Genomic DNA, 24,527 nt, shown 5'->3' on the forward strand with positions numbered 1-24,527 from the left:
ATCGAACTCATGCCGATTTTAATGCTGCTTTAAACATTCGCGACGACTATATTCTCTCTTCTACCCAACAAGGGACTCAAGAGCAGGCATCGGTCAATGTGCCTTATGTTTGGGCCGATTCTATCGGTTAGTTACAAGCCCCATCCCCTTGTGGGTGGGGCGGTTGACCTCTCAGTTTTCTCTCAGCTACCACCATAAACACACTTTTTGGGGCTAGTCAAGAGCGTGGCAGTAACCCGTTGCGACCTCCACAACTTAACCCTTAATGGTAAAACTTTCTATTATAAACCCAGAAATTAAGTTATGGGTATAGGCTATTGCGGGACATCTGTCGTGAGGCGCTGTTGTTGTTTCCAGGGGAGACCCTGCGATCGCTACAACGAAAAAAAACCCTTGGCAGCTACTGCTCAAGGGGAAGTAAGCGGAAAGAATAGAATTAATACAATTCTTCCTAGAGGGAGGGAGAAGGTAGCTCGCAGAGGGCATCAAGAACTTGGTAGAACTTACATCGTCTTCCCGGGTTGTCAAATATAACCGTTCGACACCCTTATTCGCCTACCTTCTTGGGCATAAATCACGATAAGTTTTGCGACTAGAGGGTGAGCAAGCAATATAAATATGGCTATAAAATTCATCGGATAGAAAGACGCCCCCCCCTTATTAATGCGCTAACTATGGAGATAGATGGAATGCAGGTGCTGTGGTGGGCAAGGACAACAAAAACAAGGTAATCAAGTTTCTCGTCAGCGATGCCGAACACTATGCGTTAACAAGTAAAGCACGCATCGCAGGGCTAAGCATATCCGAGTATATGCGCCTCTGTGGGTTGGGCCAATCTCTCTCATCAGTCGGGTGCGAACAGATACGACAATTCCAACGAACATTAGGGCAATTGGCAGAAGAACTGGGTGGCTTATGCGCGATACTTGCTGACGCTAAGGCTTGTGCCAACGCCAGCGCGTCAATTCCTTTGGGCGACCTCGCTAATCAAGAAAATAATATTTTAATGGTGAGTGCGATTTATCAAGAACGAGCTTTTCCCATTTTTTGGATTTTATTTTCGAAAAAAGGATCCAGTGATTTCAGGGAGCAACTTGCCTGTCTTGCCACCAGCCATTAGACTATTTAAAACTCACCACATAGTGATTGATTGAGACAGAGAATTCCACAGTGTAGATCTGGCGCAGTGGATAGACCGTTAAGGAGTGGAGTTCGTGTTGAGGCAAAAAAAGGACACGAATTTTTGCCAAAAAAGACGAAAGTTTAATTCTTTATCAAGCGTTAAGATAGCGCCTGGTAAACGAAAATTTTACTCACAAATTAACATGACTCATAAAAAAGGATTTGGTCGGTTTAATTTAGCTGTCTCTTGGCGAATAAAATATAAAAATCAACAAGAAAAAGATCCTTGGTATCTGCTCACTAAGCAAGGGGGATTTAGCGCATCGTGAAAGTTTATAAACAGCGATGGGGAATTGAAGCCATGTTTAAGGATTGTAAAACTGGTGGTTATAATGCGAGAAGGATCTCAAGCAACACATGATAAATTAGTACGTTTAGTTTTGTTTATTGCCATCGCGATGACCAGTGCTTGGTTACAAGGCGAAAAACTTCTATTTTGGGTCAATCACCTTATATTTGTCGGTCAAGAGAAACAGGGAGAACCTCGCGTTGACATAGCAAATTTTTGGTTTGTTTGTCTGGTCAGAAGTAAGAAATTACACATCTTGAATCCAACTTACAGCCACGGGGATGGAAGATTCCGTACTTCATAGGGCAGCGTCACAAGAGGAAGGTAAGATGTAATCCAAGAATTGCACTGTTCATTAAGCAGCAATTGTCCTCCTAATCTCTGAAACAATATAACCTCACCATTGGAAAGAAACACAGCATCGCCTGTAATCTGACGCAGCAACTCCATCACTGCTTGTAGCATGGTGCGAAATCCTTTCTCACCATACTGATTCTTAGCAACCCGAAACCACACATATATCGTTGGTCTAAATCCAAACGCCTCTTCCATAATGGATGGCTCATCATCCGACAGCGATCCTATCACTATTTCTTCCCTAAACAGCCAGGGATTTGGCAACTCTGAACTCCACTCAAAGTCAAAACTTTTAGACAGAATATTTAAGGATTGAAGCGGCTCCAGAGCGGTTGATAGGTATAACTGATAGTCTATTGACATTTTGTCTCCTCTTGTTTAATGGGGTAAAGAAAACGCTGAGAGATCAATGACTCGTTAATTGCGCCATATCTTCATCCACAAGAGGGGGCTTTATTTAAACCCTAAAGCAACGGGGATGGAATATTTTTTAAATCATATGGCAGCGTCACAAGAGGAAGGAAAGATGTAATCCAAGGGTTAAACTCTTGATTAAGCAGCAGTTGTCCTCCCAGTCTCTGAAGCACTATCCTCTCACCATTGAACAGTAACACAGCCTCCCCTGAAACCTGACGCAGCAACTCCATTAGGAAGGATTTCAATCATAGCTCGATTTTTGGGGGCTTCCGTTATCGTTCTAATAACGACGCCCGCCAAGTATCTCTAGTTCACTCATACTCAACATCTTCCCACTCACCCCATTCATCCTTAAACCACCCCAGTGTACGCCAACATCCATGACCATCGGATTGTTTTTCAAAAACAAACTCAAGCATACTCTCGCCAGTTTTTAGGCACAAACGCTTTTTGCTAGTCACATCGAAGAGAAACAGCGTCAGACTAACATGAAAAACATCTTTCCCACTTTCAGTACCTACCATCTGACCACCAATCATAGCCGACCACGCTGTTTACAGCGGAGATTTTTTTCTCTCACCAGTCTACATCCATCGACTAAATGATGGGGAATGTGGGTATTTAATCTCTAAGTCAACGTTGAAAATCCTGCCCAACAAACTTATGAAAATCATCTAGGAGGGCATCAATAATTTTAGCCCAAATTTCGGTATATGCTGCTTCGCCTTGACCTGCGTTCCAAAGCTTTTGTTCAAGAGCGGGATTCATCTATATGCGTTCTTTCCCTTAACCTTGGTAATCGACAGCTTGACGCTGATATCTTAATGTCCTTACTGCGATTTATAAAAATTATGCGAAATACTTTGTAGTTCTACATGACGATAGCCACAAAATCTCATTTCTATTACTGAAGTAATCAGTAAAAATGCAAAAATGTACTTAATGATTTTGTTTGTCCGGCTTTTACGCCATCCCCAAAATGAAATCAAAGTAGATAAAGCTCCACAGATAAAACCGATTATAGATAAGAGGATTCTCCCAATTAATGCATCTTCATCTAAAATAACTCGATGCGTATAAATCCCTGCATCATCAGCAAAGCGATATAAATTACTATTATTTTGACTCAAAAATAATATGCAAAAATAGGTAATAAATTTTATAAAAATAACAAGCAAAATGCTGAGAAATAGTACATTTTATGGCTGTAAATTCGTAATTTTTTAGTCAATTTTAAACCACCTCTTGACTCAACTGCCTGTATCAGCGGCACTTGTATTAAATTGGCGCTGACTGAGTGAGCAAAATGCCCACCCGGCAAAAGCCTTACCTCATGCGAGTCTGCTACTTAGATAACTTTCATCTGACCTGTTCCAGAATTTTTCAAGTGAGAATTAAATTTTTCACGGTTTCGGTTAAAAGCATCCAGACTGATTGAGGCCGTTAAATGCACTTCGACCATACCCTCCGGCATAGTTATCTCCCTTTGTATTATATGGCGTCCAGAAGTCTTCAAGCGTCGCGTATACAGGCTCTGCGAAGAAAGCTCCAGCTAGTGCTAATAGCTCTCTTTCTGTTATTGCCCCAGCACTTTTGCCTGGAAGGTAACGAGATCTGAGATATGATAAATGTTTGGCAACGATAAATATGTTCTGTCGAGGCTCTCGGAGTGACTTGATGATTTGAAACACTTGCCCATCACTCAACTGAGTAGGGTTATATCCCAATGCCTCAGCAGCTCTCCTTACCTGTATAGTTACGTTACCAAAGGAAGTTTTCTTGGCTGCTTCCAGGTTTCCAGATAAAATACGGAAATAGAAACCCCAGTCGTCTAAGAAGTGAGGGTCTCCCCCGACTTCTCTCCAGGCCACTGCTGCCAGCAATCTTGGAGGAATATTAAATTCAGTCGCTGCTGCGTTGATAACGTTTTTGTAGCCACATACCCACTGATTTTTGAATTGATTGATATTAAGTAAACCAGCCTTCCACTGGTTAAAATCTCCCAAATCCCACTCGTTAGTACCTTGGGCAGCTTGCGTTTGTATGGCTGTTTGTATGATGCTTGCATGTAATGAGGTAAGTGGAGTTTTTGAAAGGCGTTCCTGCGTTTCTCGTATCAGCTGTCGATCATACATAGAAGGAAAACCAAGAGGAAAAAGGGGGCGATCAAAACCCGTAGGAGAATAGTCATCGAGCGACTTATCGCCAGAGCCACCCTCGTTAGAGTCATCGCCCCCACTGCCAGAGTCAAAGTAATCATCTTCGTTAAAGTAAAAAACATCATTAAACTCAACCTCGCCACTGTCAGACAAAGTTTGAGTAACGGGGTTGCTACTCCAATACTGACCGTCTCGGTAGCCGGATTGAGAAGAGGTGCTAGTAAGCTGCCAAGACCAACGGTAGCCAAGAGCCCAGTAATGTAAACTATACGAGTAGTACCAACTGGTTTGAGTCGTTGTAGACGTATAGCGGTAACCGCTGTTGTTATCCCAAGAAGAAGTCCATTGCGTCACCGAGTCAGAAGAATTAGAGCTAATACTGGTATACCCAGAGCCATCCGAGTAGCTGCTCTCGGTAGAAGTACTACTCTCATAAGAACTCCGGTAGTTGCCTTCACCGTGGGAGCGTCCCTCAGATGAAACCCGACTGTATTCGCCCTCCCACTGGGAGTCTCCCGACGAAGAGCTAGAACTAGAGCTGCTGCTGGTATACGAATACCCATTTGAGCTGCACTGAGAGTTACTTGACGAGGTATTAGAATAATCGCTGCTCGAGTTATATCGGCTCCAACTGGGGGTCCAATCAGAGTGACTCTCGGAAGTGCTTAAAGAGTTGCTGCGACTGTTGTAGGAGTATCCATCAGAGCTACTGCTGGAATTCGAGCTGCTTTCCGAGCGACTGGAATAGTCAGAGGTTCCCGCATTCCAATCCCCGGTGTAGTTGCTGGTATACGAGTAAGAAGAGGAATACCCGTCCCCGCTGTTGCTATACGAGTAAGAGTAACTATTAGCAGGACGTTCGCCAGGAAGGACACCCGGTTCATCGGACGCGGGAATTAAAGCGAGATTGGGACTTTCTGAAGCTTTTGGCAACTCTTGTGCAACCGCTTTAGCCAACTCCACCGCCGCCGCCAAGGAGAGCAACCCAAAGCCTGTCTGGTCGTCCCACCCCGGCGCGGAAAGGTCGGTCGCAGTTTGCAAGAGAATGTTTTTCACCTGCTGATAGCTCAACTGCGGGTTGGCAGCCCATACCTGGGACACCGCCCCCGTTACTTCTGCTGCTGCCCTGGAAGTACCCGTGAAGCTGCCCGTGCTGCCTGATGCCAGCAAGTCCAGACCCGCGCCAAAGCTAGAATAGGCAGCGCGGTTCGTGCCATCAGCCGCCCCAACGGCGATCATATTGTCAAACTCCTTTGATGCCTGACCCCTCGCCGACATCGTTCCCCCCTGGTTGCCAGCCCCTGCGACGACCAAGACTTGGTTGTCTTTGGCATATTGAAGCAGGTGCGACGCTGTTGCAGGTTGTGGATTTGAGTCAGCTGACGGTTTCGGTGCAGATTCGCCCGGTTGTCGCGCCTCATGTCAAGCCTGGTGTAAAAGTGACGTTCCGTCCCCAGGGGACTGGTTTGCTAGAGTTTACTGGCACGGTGCCAGCGGTTGATATTGCCCCGGTGGTGCAGTCGGATACGGCGCAGCAACCTTCTGTGACGGTAAGGGTAGCTTTGAATCAAAGGGATAATCTGCTGCGACCGGGGTTGCAAGGGTATGCCCATATTGAGGCGGAACAAATGCGGCTGTATCAGAAGTGGCAACAGGAGTTTGTCAAGCTAGTGCCGATTGGCAAGTTTTTCTAGGATTCATGGTTTAGACAAGACCCTCAAAGAATGGCACTTGAAATTAAGGAAATCATTAAATTATGGCACTGAGAGAACTAGCTGGGAATCTCAAAATTGGGGCAGCCGTCAATAACTTCGCACTGATTAAACAGAGCCAATATCAAAACGTTTTAGCTGCTCAATTTAACCTACTCGTTCCCGAAAACGGGATGAAGTGTCATGTTGTTTGCCAAAACCCTAACACTTACAGCGGTTCCCGCTGTTATGAGGTACAGTAACAACAATGAGCCAACCAATTTCTTAAATGTTGAGAATTTATTAAGTTGAGGGCAACTGCAATTATTGTATCAATCATGGACGTGGTAGTTGGAGCGAACCGACGTAAAAAAGATTTTAGCTGTGACCACCACAGTTCAATGGGGTTAAAATCTGGAAAGTATGGATAACAACAAATAACACTAGCACCTATAGCTTCAATCATTGGCACAATTGATGCTAATTTATCAGCGGGTAAATTATCCATCACTACTACCGATACCGCCCATAATTGAGGACATAAAAATTCTTCAATAAATCCGGCTGCCTGTCCATCCATTGAATCATTCATTGTCATCAATGCCAGCACTTTGTTAATACTAATTGCGCCAATTGCTGTGACTTTTGCAGAGCGATAAAATGGTTTTAGTGAGGATACTCTTGTGCCAGTTTGTACCGTGATGAGTTCTGGTTACCCCCAGTAAAATCCCAGTTTCATCCAAAAATACTAGGTTTTTTGGATCTATATGTTTGATCTTTTCCCAATACTCCACTCTTAATTTTTGGACTCTTTCTGTCGCGGCTTGGCTGCTGTACCATGTTTTTTTTTGCGATTGAGTCCTAATTTCTGCTTGCCAGGGACACATTGCCGTCCTACTCACCCAATTTCCGGTATGAAAGTGCAAATAATTCACACAACTCAACCAAAGTTGCATCTGGATTATCTGCCACCAGTAATCTAATTTCTTCTGACGCATTTTTCAGATTACCCAATTGCGGTTTAACCCTCTGTTTGGGCTGTAAACTACCCTCGATTTGTTGTTGATCGTGCCTGGTTTTGTACTAAAATTTTACTAACAGCAAACATGGTGGCTACTTTCCTAATTGACATCTTTTAACTCCTTACCAAATTGATGAAAATGAAGATATTACTGAATTTATTATAGTTATTATAACCAGGGAGCAGCATCTTCCCTTACAAGAAGAACCATGTTTAGAAAACCATTACGAATATCTATTTTATGGCTCAGTCGGCTGTGTAGGAATCCTCAAAAATTGGTTGACTCGCTCATGGGGATTTGCTTATGAGGAAGATGCAGCAACCTTAACTATTAAACATTTGCAACAGGGAGCTTTCAGCCAAGCACGAATTAACCAGATTTTTCCAGAATCTGAACAGGGGCAATTACGGCTCAAGCAAGAATCCAGTTATTCTTTTAGAGCAAATTTAACTACTTCTGTTTCCTCTTCTTTAGTAGATAGATCTTATCTTAACGGGACTTAAACAAATTTTAAGCCCAAATAAATCCTAAACTGGCTTTGTCAGCGGCAAATACGTCCCTATGAAAGCTCAAGCCACGCAACAAAACGGAAAGACATGGCTGTACTAATTATTATACCCTTATTCGCTCTTGATTATTGTTTAATTTAATTTAAAATAAAAATAAAAACCAGTAAATATAACTGGGTTTCAAACTCAGGTAAATTCAAACAGTTACGCGCCTACCAATTGTTCAATATTCTGGCTGTGAAACCTGACTTGAACCTTTAATCAAATCGGCTGCTTTTTCCCCTATCATAATTGTGGGTGCATTCGTGTTTCCCGAAGTCAGGGTTGGCATAATTGATGCATCGACGACGCGCAAACCCTCAACACCATGTACTCGCAATTCGGGGTCTACAACCGCCATTGAATCAGTTCCCATTTTGCAAGTGCCGACAGGATGATAAAGACTATCACTATTTTGTCTAATGTAAGCTTTAATGTCTTCATCGCTTGTGACGTTGGCACTAGGAGCAACTTCTTCGCCCAAGTACTCATCAAATGCTCCTGAATTAGCAAGATTTCGCGAAATTTTTATCCCTTCTACTAGAACTTGTAAATCTGCCTCACTTTGAAGATAGTTCATCCGAATTATTGGTGAGTCGTTAGGGGAAGAAGAACGCAAACTAACGCTACCGCGACTCTGGGGATGGAGTAGACATGGCACAATGGAAAATCCCGAACCAGGGCGGGCAAACTCAGGTTGCACCCACAGGAGTACACCAAAGTGAAATTGTAAATTTGGCGCAGCGTCGGACCCATTTTCAGTATGAAGGAACAACCCAGCTTCTCCGAGGTTGCTGGTTGGTGCAGGTAGCACATCAACAGTAGCAAGGTAGGCGGCACCAACAGCTAGGTGGTCTTGGAGATTTTGACCCACACCGGGCAAATCAACGACGGGAGAAATTCCTAATGCACGCAAATCTTGGGCATTGCCAATTCCCGAAAGCATGAGCAGTTTCGGTGAATCAAACGCCCCAGCAGAAAGAATTACTTCCTGGTTTACAAAAGCTTGGTGCAGCGTCCCATTGTGCAGATATTCCACCCCAATTGTGCGTGTCCCCTCAAACAATAAACGAGTGACTAATGCGCTGGTAGTAGTCGTTAAATTGCGGCGCCCTAAAATTGGATGCAGGAATGCAACCGCCGTACTTTGCCGCTTTCCATCTTTGATGGTTAGCTGAAACATTCCCGCACCTTCCTGAATCGCGCCATTAAAATCAGGATTGCGCCCATATCCCAGTGCGTCAGCTGCGTCAATAAAGCGTTGTGATACCACGTTAGGTTCAAGTGCATCAGTGACGTTAAGCAGTCCATCAACACCATGAAATTCGGATGCACCGCGCTGCTGGTTTTCAGATTTCTTGAAGTAGGGCAACACATCTTGGTAACTCCAACCCGGATTGCCTAATGCTTGCCAATGGTCGAAATCGTGACGGTTGCCTCTGATATAAATCATGGCATTAATTGAACTGCTGCCACCTAAAACTTTACCGCGCGGACAATAGATTTTGCGATTATTTAGCTGCGGTTCTGCTTCGGTAAAATATGCCCAGTCCACTTCCGTACCCCATAGTTTGGGCCAGGTTATAGGCAGGTGGATTTCTGGTTTCGTATCCGGATTACCAGCTTCGAGCAACAACACCGTCGTTTTTCCATCTTCGGTGAGGCGGTTGGCTAATACACAGCCTGCCGAACCTGCACCAATGACAACATAATCGTATTGAGTCATGACATCCTCGCTTGTGTATTCAACTACTCTAATAACTGCAAAACTTTGAAGTTGGTTTTCTGACAAAAATTACCCAATCATAAATCGTGGTTATTGTCAATAACATCAGTCAGGAATTTAACGCGCAACTTTGGGATGCTTCAGGGTGGGATATTCTGTTTTTTGCCGCACACAGCCAAACAGAATGGAAAACAGGGCGGATTTATATTAACGAGAAAATGAGTCTAATCTTTTTCAGTTTGATCTCGATTCACGCTCAGCAACCGCTCAATCAAGTCGATACCGAATCAATTTGCGAATGTCGTTTGGTGAGAGTCCGAGTTCTTGAGCGATCGCCTTTTCTACACCAGTAAACTCAGTGGTTGGAAATTTGAATTCCATTTCTTCTAACGCAGAACCCATCGTTCGCACATTTACCTCAGAAATGTTGTCCGTGCGATCGATTGCAGCATCGATCGACAAGACAGTCAGCTTCAAAGAAAGTTGGACCTGGTACTGTCCTTGGGCTTCGAGTTTATCCAGGGTGGTAGAAGGTTGACTAAGAACGCGATCGCTCACCCATCGGGTCCCTAGCCCAAATAAAACTCCGACCACTACCAGAAGTAACCCCAACTTGAAGCCAAGACGTGATAAGTAGACAGACCAACGAGAATAAAGCATAGCGAGTGTAGTAGTATTCTTAGACCTGAGTTGATTGTACGTTGGGATGAAGATTTTATTGGTTGAAGACCATCCTATCCAACTGGAACCGATGAAAACAGCGCTCGCTAAAGCAGGGCATGGAGTGGACGCCGTGCAAGACGGCGCAACAGCCCAGCGATTGATAACCGAACGAAATTATGACCTCCTGATTCTCGATTGGATGTTACCAAATGTGAGTGGTATTGAGTTATGTCAGCAATATCGACAGCTGGGCAAAATGGCTCCCGTGTTATTCTTGACGGCAAAGGATAGTATCTATGACAAAGTGACTGGGCTGGATGTGGGAGCCGATGATTACCTGGTCAAACCTGTCAATTTGATCGAACTGTTAGCGCGGGTGCGGGCATTGGGGCTGCGATCGCCTCAGTGGCAGGGAGATCTACTAACATTTCACGATCTGGAACTGGATTTGACAACACTTACAATCAAGCGCCAAGGACAACAGATTCAACTTTCAGGGCGAGAATTCCAGTTGATGGAATACTTCATGCGTCATCCTCGCCAAGTCCTAACCCGCGATCAGATTGAACATGCCTTATGGGAATGGGATATGGTGCCCGAAAGTAAGGCGATGACTATTTTGATTCATCGTCTACGCCGACGATTGCAGGTAGTTGGGGCAGATGATTGGCTACAAACTGTGTACGGTATGGGATATTGCTTGAGCGTTCCTAGCTGATTCTATGTTCAATCGCAGCCGTAGCAATTTAGCCATCTGGTTTACGCTCTCAATGGGGAGCATTCTAGTCGTTTTTGCAGGTATCCTGTACGTGCGAGAGGCACGCGATCGCCTGCAAGCCTTTGACCAGACTCTCTACGACACCAGCCGGATCTTGGCAGCGGGAGTCGAAAATTTAGTCTATGAGGGACAGAAACGAATTGATCTGGAAAATGTGCCGATTCTTGGTCGTGATTCTTTACCCCTGAGTAGCAATCTGGTTTTTGCTCGCTGGTACACTCCAGAAAAACAACTGCTTCAGTTTATTGGTCCAATTCCACCCTCCCAGTTGACAACTCCCTCGGGTTTTCAAACCCTGACTGCTGATAGTGCTGGCGAGTTTCCACCGCACCGTCTGCGACAGCTTACCTTACCTGTCTATCAAGACGAGCAACTGATTGGATACTTGCAAGTGGCTGCCCCCCTGATTTCGGTTGAAGAACCGTTACGACAACTGCGGTTGTTTTTAATCGTAGGTGTTCCTCTAGCTTTGGGGGCGATCGCATTGACGGGGTGGTTTCTCGGTGGTAAAGCAATGCAACCAATCCGCCAGTCTTATGAGCTACTTCAGCAATTTACTGCTGATGCCTCCCATGAACTGCGTACACCACTGGCGGGCATTCTCAGTCATGCTCAAGTGGCATTAATGGAACCGATCGATCCCCAGGAGCAACATACGCGATTGAAAATCATTGCAGAGGTTACAGAATCGATGAGTCTGCTGGTCAGTCAGCTGCTTTTTCTGGCGCGCCATGAAGGAAGATTAGCCCCAGAAATGTTAAAAACTGTCGATCTTGTGGCGCTGATTCAATCGTTAATAGTGGAATATTCAGCTAGAGTTCAGCAGAAGCATCAGATTTTGACGAGCGAGTTGCCCAACCAGTCGGTGACGCTACAAGCTGAACCAGATTTATTGCGACAGGCAATCGTTAACCTTTTAAGTAACGCTCATCGCTACACACCAGAAGGCGGTAAAATTCATCTTTGTTTACTGCTTTCCTCCCGATGGGCAGTAATTCAGGTGAATGACACTGGAATGGGAATTTCCTCTGAGGATTTACCGCGCATTTTCGATCGCTTTTATCGAGCAGATCGAGTCCGATCTCGCCAAACAGGGGGATTTGGGCTAGGATTGGCGATCGCGCGTCAAATTGTGGCTGCACACCAAGGGCAGATTGCCGTTCAAAGCACTCTTGGCAAAGGTTCTACGTTTGAGATCAAATTGCCCCTGTCATCTTCCTCTGATTCAGGACTTACGCAACGTCTCCATATGTAGGGTGCAATCTGACGAGTGTACGGCACCATCTCCACCATCTCCACTGCGATTGTCCTGTGATTGAAACCTTCATGTTACTTTTCTCCTTCAATATAGAAACCAAGCAGATAAAGCAGCCTAAATTGGAGGTCACGATGAAACTAAAGCTGGCAAGCACACTTGCACTCACAACTTTTCTGGCAGTTCCGGCAACTGCTTACGCCCAAACAACCATTCGTAATTTGCAGCAGGCAAATAGTGTCACCCTGGTGGGACGAGTTGTGCAGGTTTACCGCGAGGATTTTGTATTAGATGATGGTACAGGTCAAATTCTAGTTGAGGCCGAGTCCCAACCCTTACGACAAGCAAAACTTAAACCAGGCGATCGGATTACGGTTTTCGGCACATACGATGATGACAACAAGTTTGAAGCTATCCGTCTTCAATCCTCTGACGGGAAGGTCATCCCCGTTTTTGATGATTAAGTACAGTCTTGTTGGCTCTCCCGTACTTAGGGCGATCAATTTATCCAATCCTTCATAGGTTGGGTTTCGTTCCAAGGATCCAACCTACAACTACAACTAATGCCAAGCATAAGCATCTGGCTATCTATGCAATTCTGGTGCCAGAAGGCGACGTTTGTAAATCATATCGTGTCCGTTGAATTGCCCATAATAAAAAAACCTCACCTCGTCGTTGCGTAGGGACACGGCATCATAGATATCTCGGACACAGATAACGTTAATAATGCCGTGTCCCGGCTCCCGATCGCGGGTAATCGACCGGACATGATATCAGTTTCTAAACAGTGAGTGCTAAATGTTATCTGTCGGCGTATTGATCGATCTTTGGTGGCGGAAAGAATCCGGAGGACATGTAAAGTGCTGGGAACGACTTGCTGAAGCCGCAGCCACGTCAAAATGTTCGCTTGATTTGACACTGTATTTCTTAGGTGACCAATACAATCTTGTTCAACTTTGCGATCGCGTTCGGTACGTTATTTGTCCTCCAGTTTTTGGCACACAGCAGTTACCGTTTCTAGGTGACATGACCGAACATACGGATCTGGCTCCCATCAATCCCATGCTGTTTTCACATCTGAAGCAACATGATGTTTTACATGCAACTCATCCATTATTTCCCTTATTTCCCTTTGGAAAAACGGCACAGTTGTTTGCCAGATATTTCCAAAAACCATTAGTTGCTTCCTTGCATACAGATGTGCCAAAATACACCCAAATTCATACAGCAGAAGTAATCCGAAGATTATTTAAAAGTGGCTGGGGAAGCCACCTCTTACTCGAGCGATGGCAGATTCACCAGCAAGCGAGACAAGGTATTGAACGTAAACTGAAACGCTATTTGACCCACTGCGCTCATGTATTCGTTTCCCAGCCGGATGATTATCAGAAGGTTACCCAATTTCTTCCCAGCGACCGTGTTTCCTACTTGCGTCGCGGTATTGATCGGTCGCGGTTCCATCCCAGACAGCGAGATCAAGAAAAATTACATCGCTTCTACAACATTTCACCAGAAAAGTTCTTGCTTCTGTATGTCGGTCGCTTAGATGCCTGCAAGAATGTGCAAACCTTTGCTCAAACAGTACATATTTTGCTTAAGCAAGATCGCCCAGTACACGCTTTGATGGCAGGGCAAGGCAATTATGCCCAAGAAATTCAAACTTTGCTGGGAAATGCCGTTACATTAACGGGAGTAGTGCCCCAGTCAACGCTGGCATGGCTGTACACAAGCGCAGATCTGTTTGTGTTTCCCTCAACTACAGAAATCTGTAGCAATGCGGTGATTGAAGCAAAAGCATCAGGTATCCCCGTTCTGGTGTCCTCGCAAGGAGGGAGCGCTCAACTTGTTCGTCAATCAAGTTGGGATGGACTTCTAATTAATAGTAACGATCCAGAGTATTGGGCAACCGCGATCGCTACTCTCATGGACAACCCATCCACACTATCCGCCATGGGGCTCGCGACTTATCAACAAAGTCAAATAGACTATCCGACTTGGGAAACCTTCTTGACAAAGGATCTTCTTTCTATCTGGCAGTCAACTATCACTGATAAGGCTTTTTTAAGAGTATGATCTATTTGTTTTTGTCCAGATCAATTTAGTTAATCGTTGCTCAACTTTATTTTTACTCAATTTGAGCATCATTCTTTAGATCGATGTTTGTATATTACCCATAATTGCTTGCTTACTCATTCGATCTATTTCATCTACAATTGACAAAGCATCTGCGTAGCACCCTGGTAAAATGCTATTTCTTAAATCTGTTATTTGCCGAGCAATCTAATATAAAATCAAACAAATGATGAGACATTTCTAATTTAGAACAAGGTTGAATTTCTAACTGGCGTCCTTGGGTGTCTAAAAAGATAGCTTGGTTATTGTCGCTGCCAAAACCACTATCGGATTTATCAATCGGATTGGCAACTATTGCATCGACTTTTTTTCGCCGCATTTTTTCCCAGGCTGGCGTCACAATATCTCCGGTTTGGGCGGCAAATCCAATTAAGCGTTGATGGGGTTGTTTTAAATGTCCTAATTCTGCTAAAATATCCGGTACTTGTTCTAAAGGTAAGGCAGTCGGAAGGGATTTTTTTGGTAATTTTTCATGACTATAATTGGCTGGTTTAACATCAGCTACCGCCGCCGACATGATAGTTAAATCGGCTTGGGAAAAATGTTCTAGCATTGCTTGATGCATTTCGGCAGCACTGGCGATCGCGATCGCTCTAATATCCCCCACCGATTCCACTAATTTCGCGTCCATCGGGCCGTGTACCAAGGTTACATGCGCTCCTCGGTGAACGGCTGCCTGTGCTAGAGCAATTCCCATTTTACCCGTGGAGGGGTTGCCAATAAAGCGCACCGGGTCTAGATGTTCCCGCGTTCCTCCCGCACTGATTAATACTTGCTTTCCAGATAAGTCTCGCTGGCCTTTTGTGTGCAATAAAGATTGAATGTGGGTTAATATTTCTGGGGGTTCTGCCATGCGTCCTTTCCCGATGCGATCGCAAGCCAATATCCCCGCTCCTGGCCCTACACTATGATACCGGGTATCCTGTTGAATTTGCTGCCAATTCCGCTGCACCGCCGCCTGTTCCCACATATCAGTATTCATTGCCGGTGCTAGTAAAATTGGACAGGTAGAAGCGAGTACTGTATTAGTTAGTAAATTATCAGCAAAACCGTGGGCGAGTTTTGCTAAAGTATTCGCTGTTAAGGGAGCGATCGCCAAAACTTCTGCCCATTCTCCCAATTCAATATGTAATGGACGCCCGTGTTTAGGTTGCCAAAAATCTTTATCTCTGTATGCGGGATGGCGGCAAAGAGTGGTTACCGTTAAGGGCGTGATAAATTCACAAGCAGCATCGGTTAAAATGGCTCGCACTTCGATGCCAGATTTTGCCAGTGCTGAAACCACTTCACAGACTTTATAGGCGGCAATACCACCGCCTATACCAATTAAAACCCGCCTGGATTTTGGGATTGTCATCGGTAATTGGTAATTGCTAATTGCTAATTGCTAATTACTAATTGGTTTTTTCTATAAACAATTAGCCATTAGCCATTAGTCATTCTAAAATCGGTTACGCTTCATCGTAGGGTTCGAGATCGAGTAGGTGGATATATGGCTCGACTAACTCTGGACGCTGAAAAGCGATCGCTCGCAGCAAATGCCAATCTTCCAACCCTTCAAACGCACTCTTATATTCATCTCGCTCTAGCCTTGCAGCCAACTCGGCTACATCTGCTACGCTCATCGCCGCAATATCGCGGTTAGAAATGCTTGCTTTTTTCATCCCCGGCACCTCTTGCGAGCGGGATTTGTCTCCCGCATTCATTCTTACTATACTACCCACTTCATCCCGTGAATTAAAAAATACCTTCGTTCCATCATCCCCGTGGCTTTAAGCTGGCGATTCTCAAGACATCACTTGCAATACAAAACTTCGCATTAAATTTAAAACCTCTAAGGTAACTTCATGCCCCATGTCAAATTCTTGATATTCCACAGCTACCCCCAAATTGGTTAAAGTCGTTCTTGCGTTTTGAGCCGCATTCACCGGGACTACCATATCTTGTTCGCCATGCACGATTAATACAGGAGGAAACGAATCCATCTTTGTTTCACCAGCACCACTATGCAAATAACCGCTCAGACTCACCAAACCTGCTAAAGGAAATTTCAACCCCACATCAAGAGTCATTGCACCCCCCTGGGAAAATCCACTTAGAATTGTGCGCGACAAAGGCACTCCAGTATTTTTTTCTAAAGAAGAAATCCAGTCAGTCAGAATTTGCTGACTTTCGGTTAAACCATCATTATTCTCAAAGCTGTACCATGCCTTTCCCCCTGGCACTTGCGGGTGAGGAAAGGGGGCATCGGGAAAAATGAACTGGTAATCGTATAACTTTAAATAGGGTGCTAAGGAGGCCAAATCTTGGGCGTTGGCTCCATAGCCGTGCAAACAGACAATGGTTCCCGTTGGTGGTTGTCCGGTTGTGGGGGGAATGGTAATTGTGCTGAGAGACTCCAAAGTTGCTCCTTGATCGGATAAATGCATACCCATTCGATTTTAAACTTGTATGAGCGATATGCCTGCGGCTGGCATAGCGCATCCGCGCCAGCGTTGCTGCCGCGATCTGCCAAGGGCTAGCTGCGCCAACGCACACCGACGTTAAACTGGTTCAACCCCTATCTGCGGCTGATCTAGTGCTACTGAATGCTATACATCAGTCAAAGCCTCACCCTCAGTCATTCAGATCGGTTCATATTCTTTCCCTAATAGTTATTGTTTGGAACAGGAATCACAAACAGAGGTGTCAGGGGGTGAGGGGGAAGACACCCATGTCCGGTGGGCGTTTTGATGATGATTATCTCAACTGAAGCGCCATGTCCGGTGGGCGTTGGAGAGACTGGGACGACTCAAATCGTCTCTATTCTACAACTGATGGGTAACACGATGTTAGTCAAATCAATGTTTTGGGTCAAATTGGAGAGAAAAGTAATACCAGTTTCCCTTAGCGCTCCTATATATACTGGGGGAGAGGAAAACAAAAAAAGCAAAAAGAGAAATTTAGAGGTAGCGTCAACAAAGGAAAATGGTATAAGTTTCTATGGCAACAGAAACCCGGTTTCGCTTGACTTAACCTGTTCTTGACAAACCAGATCTAAACTTAAATTCTGTATTATAAGGTTCTGTTAAGGACAGGGATAGAGTTATGAAGAATCCGTGAAAACTCGCATTTCAATATATCATTAGGAGATAAATTACCCTAGTATGTAGGGAAAAAATGTAGTTCACAGCGCTGCCATGAAAGCAACAATCGCTCCTCTCAAGCGCCACCCCAAGGAGATCGTCGGGATGGAAGAGCCTAAACCCCAAATCGAATTACTACCCTTACGTGCTGCAGTCAGTTCAGACCGACCCTCCACCCTGGACGTTCTGGTGAGAATCATCCCGCCAGCAATAGAATTGAAGCTCAAAAGACCAGCGCTCAATTTAAGTTTGGTGATTGACCGCTCCGGTTCGATGAAAGGGCAGAAAATCGATTTGGTTCGCCAAGCAGCTTGCTATGCCGTGCAGCAACTTCGACCCAACGACCGGATCAGCGTAATCACGTTTGATCGCGCGATCCACACTTTGGTAAATAGTACGCAAGCAGAGGATAAAGCCAATATTATCTATCAAATCCAGCAAATTGAGCCTGGATGCGGCAGCGCTCTCCATGCAGGTTGGTTGGCAGGTGCGATGCAAGTGGTGAAGCATCTCAATCCGGAACATTTAAATCGGGTGATTCTGCTTTCGGACGGACTAGCAGGGGTGGGCGAGCGGAATAATCAAGTAATCGGCACAGATGTATACGATCTGGCACAACGAGGCGTTAGCACCACGACGATGGGCGTCGGTAACGCTTATTACGAAAATCTGCTGATGGTGATGGCTCGCCAGGGAGGTGGGCAATATTACTACATTGCATCGTCGCAAAAACTACCAACCATCTTCCGCACCGAACTGCAAGATTTGATCGCAACGATTGGACATACAGTGACGCTTGCGGTTAACCCTCAAGCGTCAGTAGAACTGGAAGACGTGCTAAGCGATTTGACTTGCGATAGTCGGGGGCAGTTCCAATTGCCGAATTTAGTCATGGGCAACGCGCTGGAAGTCGTGGTGCGACTCCACGTTCCACCGATCGAACAGGCGGCAGATCTGTGCTACTTCCGTTTGGGTTGGATGGATCCGCAACAGGATATGCAGCAAAAAATCTTCAAAGCACTACATTTACCCGTGATGTCCTCAAATCAGCTAGAGGAATTTCTGCCTCATCCACAAGTTCAGCAACGGGTGACGCTGATGATGGCAGCAAGGGCTAAAAAAGAAGCGATGCAACAAATCGCCCACGGCAATTATGAAGCTGCCAGTCAATTGTTAAAAGATGCGCGCAGACGAGTTTTGTGCGCTCCCAACTCCCCTATGATGGAAAAGGAAGCTCAAACCCTGGCTAATCTAAATTTTGACCTGCAATCGCGGCAATTGAGAAAAATATCTAAAAAGGGTAGCGACGAGCCTTTCGACCCCACGCTGATAGGTGTTTCTCAACCCGATTCTAGCGATAAAGGTTGACTCCCCGTCCCCGAGGGCGGGATTTTCACTAATTGCGACCAGAAGTTCCCTGGTTGACCGTTGGTTAGCAGCGTGATGAATTGCCGGGGAATGAGGAATTGACCTCTGACCAATATCAACCGTCAGGTTGATCGGAGATAGGGGTCGATGACGAATCCCCAATCTCTTTCGCTGGTAGTCGATCAATCCAATCTTCAACTAACTGTGTAACCGTTGCCTTTGAGATAGCCGAATTCTAATTGATTTTTCTTTCATAATGTATCACTAACATGGATACATATATGCTGATGTATATGTGGTCGCTGACTCACCCGACTGTGTAGATACAGCTTTTCCTGTAGGGTGCGTTAAAGCAGTGTAACGCACCAATAAATATAAATACAGATGCTTAATATTTACTATGATTATTTCTTGATGCACCTGCAATAGGAATGATTTCTCCATTGAATTCTTTATAGTCGGCAGCTTCCTCTAGTTCGAGGTATTTTTCTGGAGTGTATTAGCGTTGTAGGTTTGCAGTCATAGTTGTGTGAGATTGTGACATAGAAGGAGCATTTTTCCCATTATAGTAGGGTAGCATAGAGATGCTACCCTAGCGAATTATAGCGAATTTTAGCCTAATTTCTATTGCGACGACCGCGATCGCCTGCCCAAGGGGGAGGGCCTTCTGGATTGCGGATTTGAATTATTTGACCATTGGATCTAGTAATCCGATAAGCATCAAAATCATAATCATCATATTCACCCACAACCGTGACTCGTTCGCCTTCAGATAAATTAATTTGGCGATACCAACGCGGCCCAGCATCTACAATAATTTGTCCTGTACCATCATCGAGAATAAATTCATTACCAACGATTCGTCTGACAATTCCAGATACGGTTGTACCGGAATTTCTCTGCAAATCTCGAATCCGTATTTGCGCGATCGCTTCTGGAATTGCCGTTACTAGCAAAGCCATTGTTAGTATCGGTAAAATTCTTCTTTTCATTTTAGTACAGCAGTTAAATCAATGGTTAATTATAGGTTAACAATAAATTATGACTACAAAATGACAAAATTATTTCGATTTCCCATTTACAGGCACAACGGCTGTCTGATAATTGGCGATTTCTAAGGGTAGAGATAATTGGAAAATAGAGCCAACACCAAGCTTACTGCTAACAGTTATTTCTCCGTTATGGGCTTGAATAATTTGTTGAGCGATCGCCAATCCCAATCCAAATCCACCCTGGACTTTTCGTCGCGTTTGATCTACGCGGTAAAACCGTTCAAAGATATGGGCAAGAGCTTCGGGAGGGATACCAATGCCAGTATCTTCGACTTGAACAATTGCGCGATCGCTTTTTTTGAGCAGCCGCAACCAAACTTTTCCACCCGCATTCGTATATCGGCAAGCATTGCTGAGTAAATTTACCACAGCCAGCCGCAATAAATCGGCATCAGCTTTAACAATTATCGACTCGATTGGCAATTGAGTTTTAAAGGCAATATTTTGCGATTCTGCCTGATTTTGCCAGTCCGGGGTTAAATCGTTGAGCAAACTTCCCAAATCAATTAGCTTGATAGATTCGGGAGCAATTAAGCCTTCATGACGGGCTAAAAATAATAATTCATTGACTAGGTTACCGATCGATTTAGTCAGCCCTACAATTTTTTCTAATCGCTGTTTGGCTTCAGCCGGTTCCTCTTCTAGCAGCATTAATCCTAGTTGAGCATTGCTGAGAATTGCGGCTAAAGGGGCGCGTAATTCGTGGGAAGCATTGGCGGTAAATCGTTGCAACTGCTGATTAGATTGACGCAAACTAGATTCTCGTTCGTTTAATTCTATTTCTAATTGATAAAATAAGTGAAACGCCAGCAAACCACCAATTGTCCCTATAATTGCCGATAAACAAATTGAACTCCAAGTAATTTGTCGATATAATTCCTGATGCTGCTTGCGCTCATTTAAGAGCCGTTCTTCCTCCGTGGCAAACTGGTCAATTTTGGCGCGAGTAGCATCCATTGCGGCTTTTCCTTCTTCTAGCCAATCATAAAGAACAATCGTAGAAACTACTAATTCTTCTCGCCCCTTCAGTTTTTTAAGTTCTTGTTGTAACGTCAATTTATGTTGCAATATTTCTAGATTTTCGTTAACCAAACCGCGAATTTCTTCAAGCCGTTGCGTTTGCTGGAGATTGTCTTGTACTAAATTTTTGAGTTTTGTCAGGGAATCGGGAATTACGGCGCGGGCTTGATTATATGGAGTTAAAAATGCATCTCGTCGCGTCAATCCATAGCCTCGCACTCCGGTTTCTGCATCGACTAAAGCTGTAAGCAAGCGTTTGGTTTCCAAGCGAACTTTTTGCGTGTGTTGTACCCAAGCTTCATCCTCAACTAAACTGGCTTTTAACCAAGCAAAAGCAATGAGGGAGGTGAATAAATAACCAATGGGGATGGAAATAATAATTGTTCCTCGAATGCGTACAGGTATCTTTTTCCAGCTAGAGTATAGATTTCTAAGCATTGGCAACTGGATTAATAAAATTGCTCGCTGGTCATCGCTGTTAAACGGTAACCAACACCGTAGACGGTTTCGATCCAATCTTGACATTGTACCTCTTTAAGTCGCTGACGCAGACGTTTAACTAACGTTGCTACGGCATTACTTTCCGGTTCGTTTCCCCATTCCCAAAGAGCCAACTCAATTTGTTCGCGGGTGAAAACTTGGCGGGGATGGCGCAGCATGTATTCTAATAGTTGAAATTCACGACTGCTGAGTTTTGCAGTTTTCGTTCCTCGTTGAATTGTCATTGCATCTAAATGCAAACACAAGTCAGCTAGTTTTAGGGTATCACCTTGCCAAAGAGGCGATCGCCTACCCAATGCCCTCACTCTTGCCAGTAGTTCGATTGCATCCACAGGTTTGACTAAATAATCATCTGCCCCTGCATCTAATCCTAGAACTTTATCAGGTGTGGTGTCTTTAGCAGTGAGGATTAAAATCGGGGCTGTTTTCCCAACTTGACGATACTGCTTACACAACTCAATCCCGCTTTTTCCTGGTAACATCCAGTCCAAAATAATCAAATCGTAGTCTTTTTCTGCGATTAACCATTGGGCTGTGTCTCCATCTTGCACTCCATCTACGATATGTCCAGATCGAGATAAGAGGGCATGTAAGGGTTCTAATTGTTCTGGATCGTCTTCAACGAATAAAATCCTCATGCTTAAAACCCCACACCTGAATAAGTTCTGTTTAAATTGGCTACAAACCGATCAAAGCACCGCTGAGGTTTGTTGGGGCTACATTCGCCACGTAACCGAGAACTTCACCTGTAGAAGCAACTTGAATTAAAGTACCATTTTGCCCAGAATTACTAAAGGGTTGGAGATTCAAGTTTGCTAGAGAGACTCCACCTGTGAAGCCAATGCGATCGCCTGGGGTAAAATCTGCGATCGTATCTACATTAGTAAAATTACTGCCAGCGTCATCCCGCCTGAGTATAAATAAATCGTTGCCAGCACCTCCTGTTAAAGTATCTACACCCAAACCTCCACTCAAGGTATCGTTACCATCTCCACCAACTAAATTATCTTGATTTTGGCCTCCAGAAATAAAATCGTTACCGCTGGAACCAATTAAAGGATCGATCCCCGCAGCCAAACCACCGCCAAAATCAGCTTTACCACCTTTGCCACCACCAGAGAAACCGCCACCTTTGGTTCCGGCTTGAACTGAGACAATTGAACCATCAGCACGAGTAATGCTAATGGCATCAAAATCTGCGTCATCTAGATCGCCGACCACCGTGACTTGTTCGCCTACATTTAAGCCGAAAATTTGCCCTTTTCCAGGAGCAGCATCAACTAAAATTTGACCCGTGCGATCGCTTAAGATAAACTCATCTTCGCGAATGCTGGCGACTGTCCCAGAAATTGAGACGATGAAGTCATCTTTGACTTGTAGATCTCTGATGTTGACTACCATTGGCGATCGCTCCTAATTCGCTAACGGCAATCTACAATCTCACGATGACAAGAATGTGACAGGTGATTGGTGTTAGAAAAAGCTGAAGTAGCTTGGGATGTCCTGTTTAATCTGCTAGGGTAATCAATATACGAGTTAGACACAGCGTCTGGCTCGGCTCGTCTTGGGTGAAGAACACCTTTGCGGTGTTCCCAACAGAGCAACGGCGAATGAGACAGAAAGCCCTGGCTGTATGCACAGCATCAGTAGTGGGTACTTCGCTGAAGAACATAATCCGCACTACAAATTGAGAATTGAACAATGGTACGTCTGGCACTGCTGAGTACATCTGACAAAACAGGATTAATCGATTTCGCCCGCAGTTTGGTGGAAGAATTTAAGTTCGATCTGATCAGCAGTGGTGGAACTGCTTCGGCGCTGAAAACAGCTGGGTTACCTGTGACTAAGGTATCGGATTACACGGGTTTTCCTGAGATTTTGGGAGGTCGAGTCAAAACGCTGCATCCCCGCATTCACGGCGGGATTTTGGCACGGCGAGATTTACCCCAAGATATCGTAGATTTAGAAACTCATCAAATTCGCCCGATTGATTTAGTCGTGGTGAATTTGTATCCGTTTGAGCAAACGATCGCTAAAGAAAACGTTACCCTACCAGAGGCAATCGAACAAATTGACATTGGCGGTCCTGCTATGATTCGGGCATCGGCTAAAAATTTCGCCCATCTAACGGTTTTGTGCAATCCGGCGCAGTATGACGCCTATTTGCAACAATTGCGCGATTCACAGGGAGAAGTATCTTTAGAGTTTCGCCAAGCTTGCGCTTACGAAGCATTTTGTCATACTGCCGCTTATGATGCCGCGATCGCATCCTACCTGGGCAACCAATCCGGGCAACCAACCCAATTTACCCTTTCTGGCTTTCCCTTACAATCACTCCGCTACGGCGAAAATCCCCATCAAAATGCCGCCTGGTATCAAACTGGAACCACTCAAAGCGGGTGGAGTGCAGCGACTAAACTCCAAGGGAAAGAACTAAGCTACAACAACTTAGTCGATTTAGAAGCAGCGCGCCGCATTATTGCCGAATTTACCGATACACCAGCCGCTACGATTATTAAACATACCAATCCCTGCGGCACGGCAGAAGGAAATAGTTTATTGGAAGCTTACCAAAAAGCTTTTAATGCCGATTCGGTTTCCGCGTTTGGCGGTATTGTGGCGTTAAATAAACCGATCGATGCACCCACAGCAAAGGAATTAAGTAAAACATTTTTAGAGTGCATCGTCGCACCGGGATGCGAAACCCAAGCGCAAGAAATTCTGGCGAAAAAATCTAACTTGCGCGTATTAATTTTGCCAGATTTGAGCGGCGGGCCAAAAGAAACGGTGAAAGTAATTGCAGGCGGTTTCCTAGTACAAGCATCCGATGATGTGGTAGAAGATACCAGCAAGTGGCAAGTGGTGACGGAAAAACAACCGACGCCAGAACAATTAGCAGAATTGCTATTTGCTTGGAAAGTCTGCAAGCATGTAAAATCAAATGCGATTGTAGTAACGCGCGATCGCACTACCATCGGTGTGGGTGCGGGTCAAATGAATCGCGTCGGTTCGGCAAAAATTGCCCTGGAACAAGCTGGGGAAAAAGCACAAGGTGCTTTCCTCGCCAGTGATGGTTTCTTCCCCTTCGACGACTCGGTAAGAACCGCCGCCGCCGCCGGAATTATTGCGCTCGTCCAACCCGGTGGCAGTATGCGCGATCAAGATTCGATTAAAGCTGCGAATGAGCTAGGATTAGTGATGATTTTTACAGAAATTCGTCACTTTTTGCATTAGCAAAATA

General features: G+C 44.9%; 27 protein-coding genes. 10 read left to right on the forward strand and 17 right to left on the reverse strand.

The window, feature by feature from the left end:
* Positions 1 to 703: 703 nt before the first annotated feature.
* Positions 704 to 1,120 (forward strand): hypothetical protein, encoded by a 417-nt coding sequence (locus ACE1CM_RS11630; protein ID WP_374877633.1) that lies wholly within the window; start codon positions 704 to 706, stop codon positions 1,118 to 1,120.
* A gap of 618 nt (positions 1,121 to 1,738) precedes the next feature.
* Here the strand turns inward: ACE1CM_RS11630 and ACE1CM_RS11635 are convergent.
* The 6 genes from ACE1CM_RS11635 to ACE1CM_RS11660 all read right to left on the reverse strand — a co-directional run bounded on the left by ACE1CM_RS11635 (position 1,739) and on the right by ACE1CM_RS11660 (position 5,718).
* Entirely contained in the window at positions 1,739 to 2,191 is a 453-nt protein-coding gene (locus ACE1CM_RS11635) for a SitI3 family protein (RefSeq protein WP_374877634.1), read from the reverse strand.
* 101 nt (positions 2,192 to 2,292) lie between these two features.
* Complete coding sequence (locus ACE1CM_RS11640; protein WP_374877635.1) at positions 2,293 to 2,475, reverse strand: SitI3 family protein; 183 nt, start codon at positions 2,473 to 2,475, stop codon at positions 2,293 to 2,295.
* 81 nt (positions 2,476 to 2,556) lie between these two features.
* On the reverse strand, positions 2,557 to 2,784 hold the full coding sequence (locus tag ACE1CM_RS11645; protein ID WP_374877636.1) for a hypothetical protein: 228 nt from the start codon (positions 2,782 to 2,784) through the stop codon (positions 2,557 to 2,559).
* Between the two features lie 94 nt (positions 2,785 to 2,878).
* Positions 2,879 to 3,013: a hypothetical protein gene (locus tag ACE1CM_RS11650; RefSeq protein ID WP_374877637.1), complete on the reverse strand. Its 135-nt coding sequence runs from the start codon at positions 3,011 to 3,013 to the stop codon at positions 2,879 to 2,881.
* 62 nt (positions 3,014 to 3,075) lie between these two features.
* Entirely contained in the window at positions 3,076 to 3,375 is a 300-nt protein-coding gene (locus ACE1CM_RS11655; protein WP_374877638.1) for a hypothetical protein, read from the reverse strand.
* A 285-nt stretch (positions 3,376 to 3,660) separates the two neighbouring features.
* Complete coding sequence (locus tag ACE1CM_RS11660) at positions 3,661 to 5,718, reverse strand: S8 family serine peptidase (RefSeq protein WP_374877639.1); 2,058 nt, start codon at positions 5,716 to 5,718, stop codon at positions 3,661 to 3,663.
* On the opposite strand from ACE1CM_RS11660, the gene ACE1CM_RS11665 reads away from it, so the two are divergent.
* Positions 5,661 to 6,098 (forward strand): efflux RND transporter periplasmic adaptor subunit, encoded by a 438-nt coding sequence (locus ACE1CM_RS11665; RefSeq protein ID WP_374877640.1) that lies wholly within the window; start codon positions 5,661 to 5,663, stop codon positions 6,096 to 6,098. The genes ACE1CM_RS11660 and ACE1CM_RS11665 overlap by 58 nt on opposite strands.
* 62 nt (positions 6,099 to 6,160) lie before the next feature.
* Positions 6,161 to 6,358: an endo-1,4-beta-xylanase gene (locus ACE1CM_RS11670; RefSeq protein ID WP_374877641.1), complete on the forward strand. Its 198-nt coding sequence runs from the start codon at positions 6,161 to 6,163 to the stop codon at positions 6,356 to 6,358.
* Here ACE1CM_RS11670 and ACE1CM_RS11675 read toward each other — a convergent pair.
* Entirely contained in the window at positions 6,343 to 6,798 is a 456-nt protein-coding gene (locus ACE1CM_RS11675; RefSeq protein WP_374877684.1) for a transposase, read from the reverse strand. The two genes, ACE1CM_RS11670 and ACE1CM_RS11675, sit on opposite strands and share 16 nt — an antisense overlap.
* The gene (locus ACE1CM_RS11680) at positions 6,716 to 7,093 is read right to left on the reverse strand and encodes a hypothetical protein (RefSeq protein ID WP_374877642.1); all 378 of its coding nucleotides are present in this window, start codon (positions 7,091 to 7,093) and stop codon (positions 6,716 to 6,718) included. Before ACE1CM_RS11680 ends, ACE1CM_RS11675 begins: the two co-directional genes overlap by 83 nt.
* A 302-nt stretch (positions 7,094 to 7,395) precedes the next feature.
* On the opposite strand from ACE1CM_RS11680, the gene ACE1CM_RS11685 reads away from it, so the two are divergent.
* The gene (locus tag ACE1CM_RS11685; protein WP_374877643.1) at positions 7,396 to 7,620 is read left to right on the forward strand and encodes a hypothetical protein; all 225 of its coding nucleotides are present in this window, start codon (positions 7,396 to 7,398) and stop codon (positions 7,618 to 7,620) included.
* A 229-nt stretch (positions 7,621 to 7,849) separates the two neighbouring features.
* Here the strand turns inward: ACE1CM_RS11685 and ACE1CM_RS11690 are convergent, their stop codons facing one another.
* Both ACE1CM_RS11690 and ACE1CM_RS11695 read right to left on the reverse strand, forming a co-directional pair.
* On the reverse strand, positions 7,850 to 9,391 hold the full coding sequence (locus ACE1CM_RS11690; RefSeq protein ID WP_374877644.1) for a GMC family oxidoreductase: 1,542 nt from the start codon (positions 9,389 to 9,391) through the stop codon (positions 7,850 to 7,852).
* A gap of 267 nt (positions 9,392 to 9,658) precedes the next feature.
* Positions 9,659 to 9,949, reverse strand: a complete 291-nt coding sequence (locus ACE1CM_RS11695; RefSeq protein WP_374877645.1) for a hypothetical protein — start codon at positions 9,947 to 9,949, stop codon at positions 9,659 to 9,661.
* 148 nt (positions 9,950 to 10,097) lie between these two features.
* Here ACE1CM_RS11695 and ACE1CM_RS11700 point away from each other — a divergent pair, with 148 nt between their 5' ends.
* From ACE1CM_RS11700 to ACE1CM_RS11715, 4 genes are all read left to right on the forward strand, one after another.
* Positions 10,098 to 10,772 carry a response regulator transcription factor gene (locus tag ACE1CM_RS11700; RefSeq protein WP_374877646.1) on the forward strand — a complete coding sequence of 225 codons (675 nt, stop codon included), beginning with the start codon at positions 10,098 to 10,100 and terminating at the stop codon, positions 10,770 to 10,772.
* Positions 10,773 to 10,776: 4 nt separating this feature from the next.
* A complete protein-coding gene (locus ACE1CM_RS11705; protein WP_374877647.1) occupies positions 10,777 to 12,087 on the forward strand; it encodes a sensor histidine kinase in 1,311 nt (436 codons plus the stop codon).
* 134 nt (positions 12,088 to 12,221) lie between these two features.
* Positions 12,222 to 12,551 carry a NirD/YgiW/YdeI family stress tolerance protein gene (locus ACE1CM_RS11710; protein WP_374877648.1) on the forward strand — a complete coding sequence of 110 codons (330 nt, stop codon included), beginning with the start codon at positions 12,222 to 12,224 and terminating at the stop codon, positions 12,549 to 12,551.
* Between the two features lie 334 nt (positions 12,552 to 12,885).
* Positions 12,886 to 14,160, forward strand: coding sequence for a glycosyltransferase (locus ACE1CM_RS11715; RefSeq protein WP_374877649.1), 1,275 nt, complete (start codon positions 12,886 to 12,888; stop codon positions 14,158 to 14,160).
* Positions 14,161 to 14,335: 175 nt separating this feature from the next.
* Here the strand turns inward: ACE1CM_RS11715 and coaBC are convergent, their stop codons facing one another.
* The 3 genes from coaBC to ACE1CM_RS11730 all read right to left on the reverse strand — a co-directional run bounded on the left by coaBC (position 14,336) and on the right by ACE1CM_RS11730 (position 16,655).
* Complete coding sequence (gene coaBC / locus ACE1CM_RS11720; protein ID WP_374877650.1) at positions 14,336 to 15,577, reverse strand: bifunctional phosphopantothenoylcysteine decarboxylase/phosphopantothenate--cysteine ligase CoaBC; 1,242 nt, start codon at positions 15,575 to 15,577, stop codon at positions 14,336 to 14,338.
* Between the two features lie 94 nt (positions 15,578 to 15,671).
* Complete coding sequence (locus ACE1CM_RS11725; protein ID WP_226576707.1) at positions 15,672 to 15,884, reverse strand: DUF2555 domain-containing protein; 213 nt, start codon at positions 15,882 to 15,884, stop codon at positions 15,672 to 15,674.
* Between the two features lie 123 nt (positions 15,885 to 16,007).
* The gene (locus tag ACE1CM_RS11730; protein ID WP_374877651.1) at positions 16,008 to 16,655 is read right to left on the reverse strand and encodes an alpha/beta hydrolase; all 648 of its coding nucleotides are present in this window, start codon (positions 16,653 to 16,655) and stop codon (positions 16,008 to 16,010) included.
* Between the two features lie 744 nt (positions 16,656 to 17,399).
* Here ACE1CM_RS11730 and ACE1CM_RS11735 point away from each other — a divergent pair.
* Positions 17,400 to 18,713: a VWA domain-containing protein gene (locus tag ACE1CM_RS11735; RefSeq protein WP_374877652.1), complete on the forward strand. Its 1,314-nt coding sequence runs from the start codon at positions 17,400 to 17,402 to the stop codon at positions 18,711 to 18,713.
* Between the two features lie 617 nt (positions 18,714 to 19,330).
* Here ACE1CM_RS11735 and ACE1CM_RS11740 read toward each other — a convergent pair.
* The 4 genes from ACE1CM_RS11740 to ACE1CM_RS11755 all read right to left on the reverse strand — a co-directional run bounded on the left by ACE1CM_RS11740 (position 19,331) and on the right by ACE1CM_RS11755 (position 22,687).
* Complete coding sequence (locus tag ACE1CM_RS11740; RefSeq protein ID WP_374877653.1) at positions 19,331 to 19,705, reverse strand: DNA-binding protein; 375 nt, start codon at positions 19,703 to 19,705, stop codon at positions 19,331 to 19,333.
* A 69-nt stretch (positions 19,706 to 19,774) separates the two neighbouring features.
* Positions 19,775 to 21,223, reverse strand: coding sequence for a sensor histidine kinase (locus ACE1CM_RS11745; protein WP_374877654.1), 1,449 nt, complete (start codon positions 21,221 to 21,223; stop codon positions 19,775 to 19,777).
* A gap of 11 nt (positions 21,224 to 21,234) precedes the next feature.
* A complete protein-coding gene (gene rppA / locus ACE1CM_RS11750; RefSeq protein ID WP_374877655.1) occupies positions 21,235 to 21,924 on the reverse strand; it encodes a two-component system response regulator RppA in 690 nt (229 codons plus the stop codon).
* 40 nt (positions 21,925 to 21,964) lie between these two features.
* Complete coding sequence (locus ACE1CM_RS11755) at positions 21,965 to 22,687, reverse strand: calcium-binding protein (RefSeq protein WP_374877656.1); 723 nt, start codon at positions 22,685 to 22,687, stop codon at positions 21,965 to 21,967.
* Positions 22,688 to 22,987: 300 nt separating this feature from the next.
* On the opposite strand from ACE1CM_RS11755, the gene purH reads away from it, so the two are divergent.
* The gene (gene purH, locus ACE1CM_RS11760; RefSeq protein WP_374877657.1) at positions 22,988 to 24,520 is read left to right on the forward strand and encodes a bifunctional phosphoribosylaminoimidazolecarboxamide formyltransferase/IMP cyclohydrolase; all 1,533 of its coding nucleotides are present in this window, start codon (positions 22,988 to 22,990) and stop codon (positions 24,518 to 24,520) included.
* Positions 24,521 to 24,527: the final 7 nt, after the last annotated feature.

Source organism: Microseira sp. BLCC-F43 (genome assembly GCF_041929235.1).
Taxonomy (GTDB): Bacteria; Cyanobacteriota; Cyanobacteriia; order Cyanobacteriales; family Aerosakkonemataceae; genus Microseira.

Bases quoted from the DNA above. Each gene is read 5' to 3' on its own strand.
- ACE1CM_RS11705 (WP_374877647.1), top strand. From the start codon at position 10,777: ATGTTCAATCGCAGCCGTAGCAATTTAGCCATCTGGTTTACGCTCTCA.
- ACE1CM_RS11725 (WP_226576707.1), bottom strand. From the start codon at position 15,884: ATGAAAAAAGCAAGCATTTCTAACCGCGATATTGCGGCGATGAGCGTA.
- ACE1CM_RS11710 (WP_374877648.1), top strand. From the start codon at position 12,222: ATGAAACTAAAGCTGGCAAGCACACTTGCACTCACAACTTTTCTGGCA.
- ACE1CM_RS11700 (WP_374877646.1), top strand. From the start codon at position 10,098: ATGAAGATTTTATTGGTTGAAGACCATCCTATCCAACTGGAACCGATG.
- ACE1CM_RS11640 (WP_374877635.1), bottom strand. From the start codon at position 2,475: ATGGAGTTGCTGCGTCAGGTTTCAGGGGAGGCTGTGTTACTGTTCAAT.
- ACE1CM_RS11735 (WP_374877652.1), top strand. From the start codon at position 17,400: ATGAAAGCAACAATCGCTCCTCTCAAGCGCCACCCCAAGGAGATCGTC.
- ACE1CM_RS11670 (WP_374877641.1), top strand. From the start codon at position 6,161: ATGGCACTGAGAGAACTAGCTGGGAATCTCAAAATTGGGGCAGCCGTC.
- ACE1CM_RS11635 (WP_374877634.1), bottom strand. From the start codon at position 2,191: ATGTCAATAGACTATCAGTTATACCTATCAACCGCTCTGGAGCCGCTT.
- ACE1CM_RS11715 (WP_374877649.1), top strand. From the start codon at position 12,886: ATGTTATCTGTCGGCGTATTGATCGATCTTTGGTGGCGGAAAGAATCC.
- ACE1CM_RS11650 (WP_374877637.1), bottom strand. From the start codon at position 3,013: ATGAATCCCGCTCTTGAACAAAAGCTTTGGAACGCAGGTCAAGGCGAA.
- ACE1CM_RS11645 (WP_374877636.1), bottom strand. From the start codon at position 2,784: ATGATTGGTGGTCAGATGGTAGGTACTGAAAGTGGGAAAGATGTTTTT.
- ACE1CM_RS11665 (WP_374877640.1), top strand. From the start codon at position 5,661: ATGCCTGACCCCTCGCCGACATCGTTCCCCCCTGGTTGCCAGCCCCTG.
- ACE1CM_RS11755 (WP_374877656.1), bottom strand. From the start codon at position 22,687: ATGGTAGTCAACATCAGAGATCTACAAGTCAAAGATGACTTCATCGTC.
- ACE1CM_RS11680 (WP_374877642.1), bottom strand. From the start codon at position 7,093: ATGCGTCAGAAGAAATTAGATTACTGGTGGCAGATAATCCAGATGCAA.
- ACE1CM_RS11730 (WP_374877651.1), bottom strand. From the start codon at position 16,655: ATGGGTATGCATTTATCCGATCAAGGAGCAACTTTGGAGTCTCTCAGC.
- coaBC (WP_374877650.1), bottom strand. From the start codon at position 15,577: ATGACAATCCCAAAATCCAGGCGGGTTTTAATTGGTATAGGCGGTGGT.
- purH (WP_374877657.1), top strand. From the start codon at position 22,988: ATGGTACGTCTGGCACTGCTGAGTACATCTGACAAAACAGGATTAATC.
- ACE1CM_RS11745 (WP_374877654.1), bottom strand. From the start codon at position 21,223: ATGCTTAGAAATCTATACTCTAGCTGGAAAAAGATACCTGTACGCATT.
- ACE1CM_RS11690 (WP_374877644.1), bottom strand. From the start codon at position 9,391: ATGACTCAATACGATTATGTTGTCATTGGTGCAGGTTCGGCAGGCTGT.
- ACE1CM_RS11740 (WP_374877653.1), bottom strand. From the start codon at position 19,705: ATGAAAAGAAGAATTTTACCGATACTAACAATGGCTTTGCTAGTAACG.
- rppA (WP_374877655.1), bottom strand. From the start codon at position 21,924: ATGAGGATTTTATTCGTTGAAGACGATCCAGAACAATTAGAACCCTTA.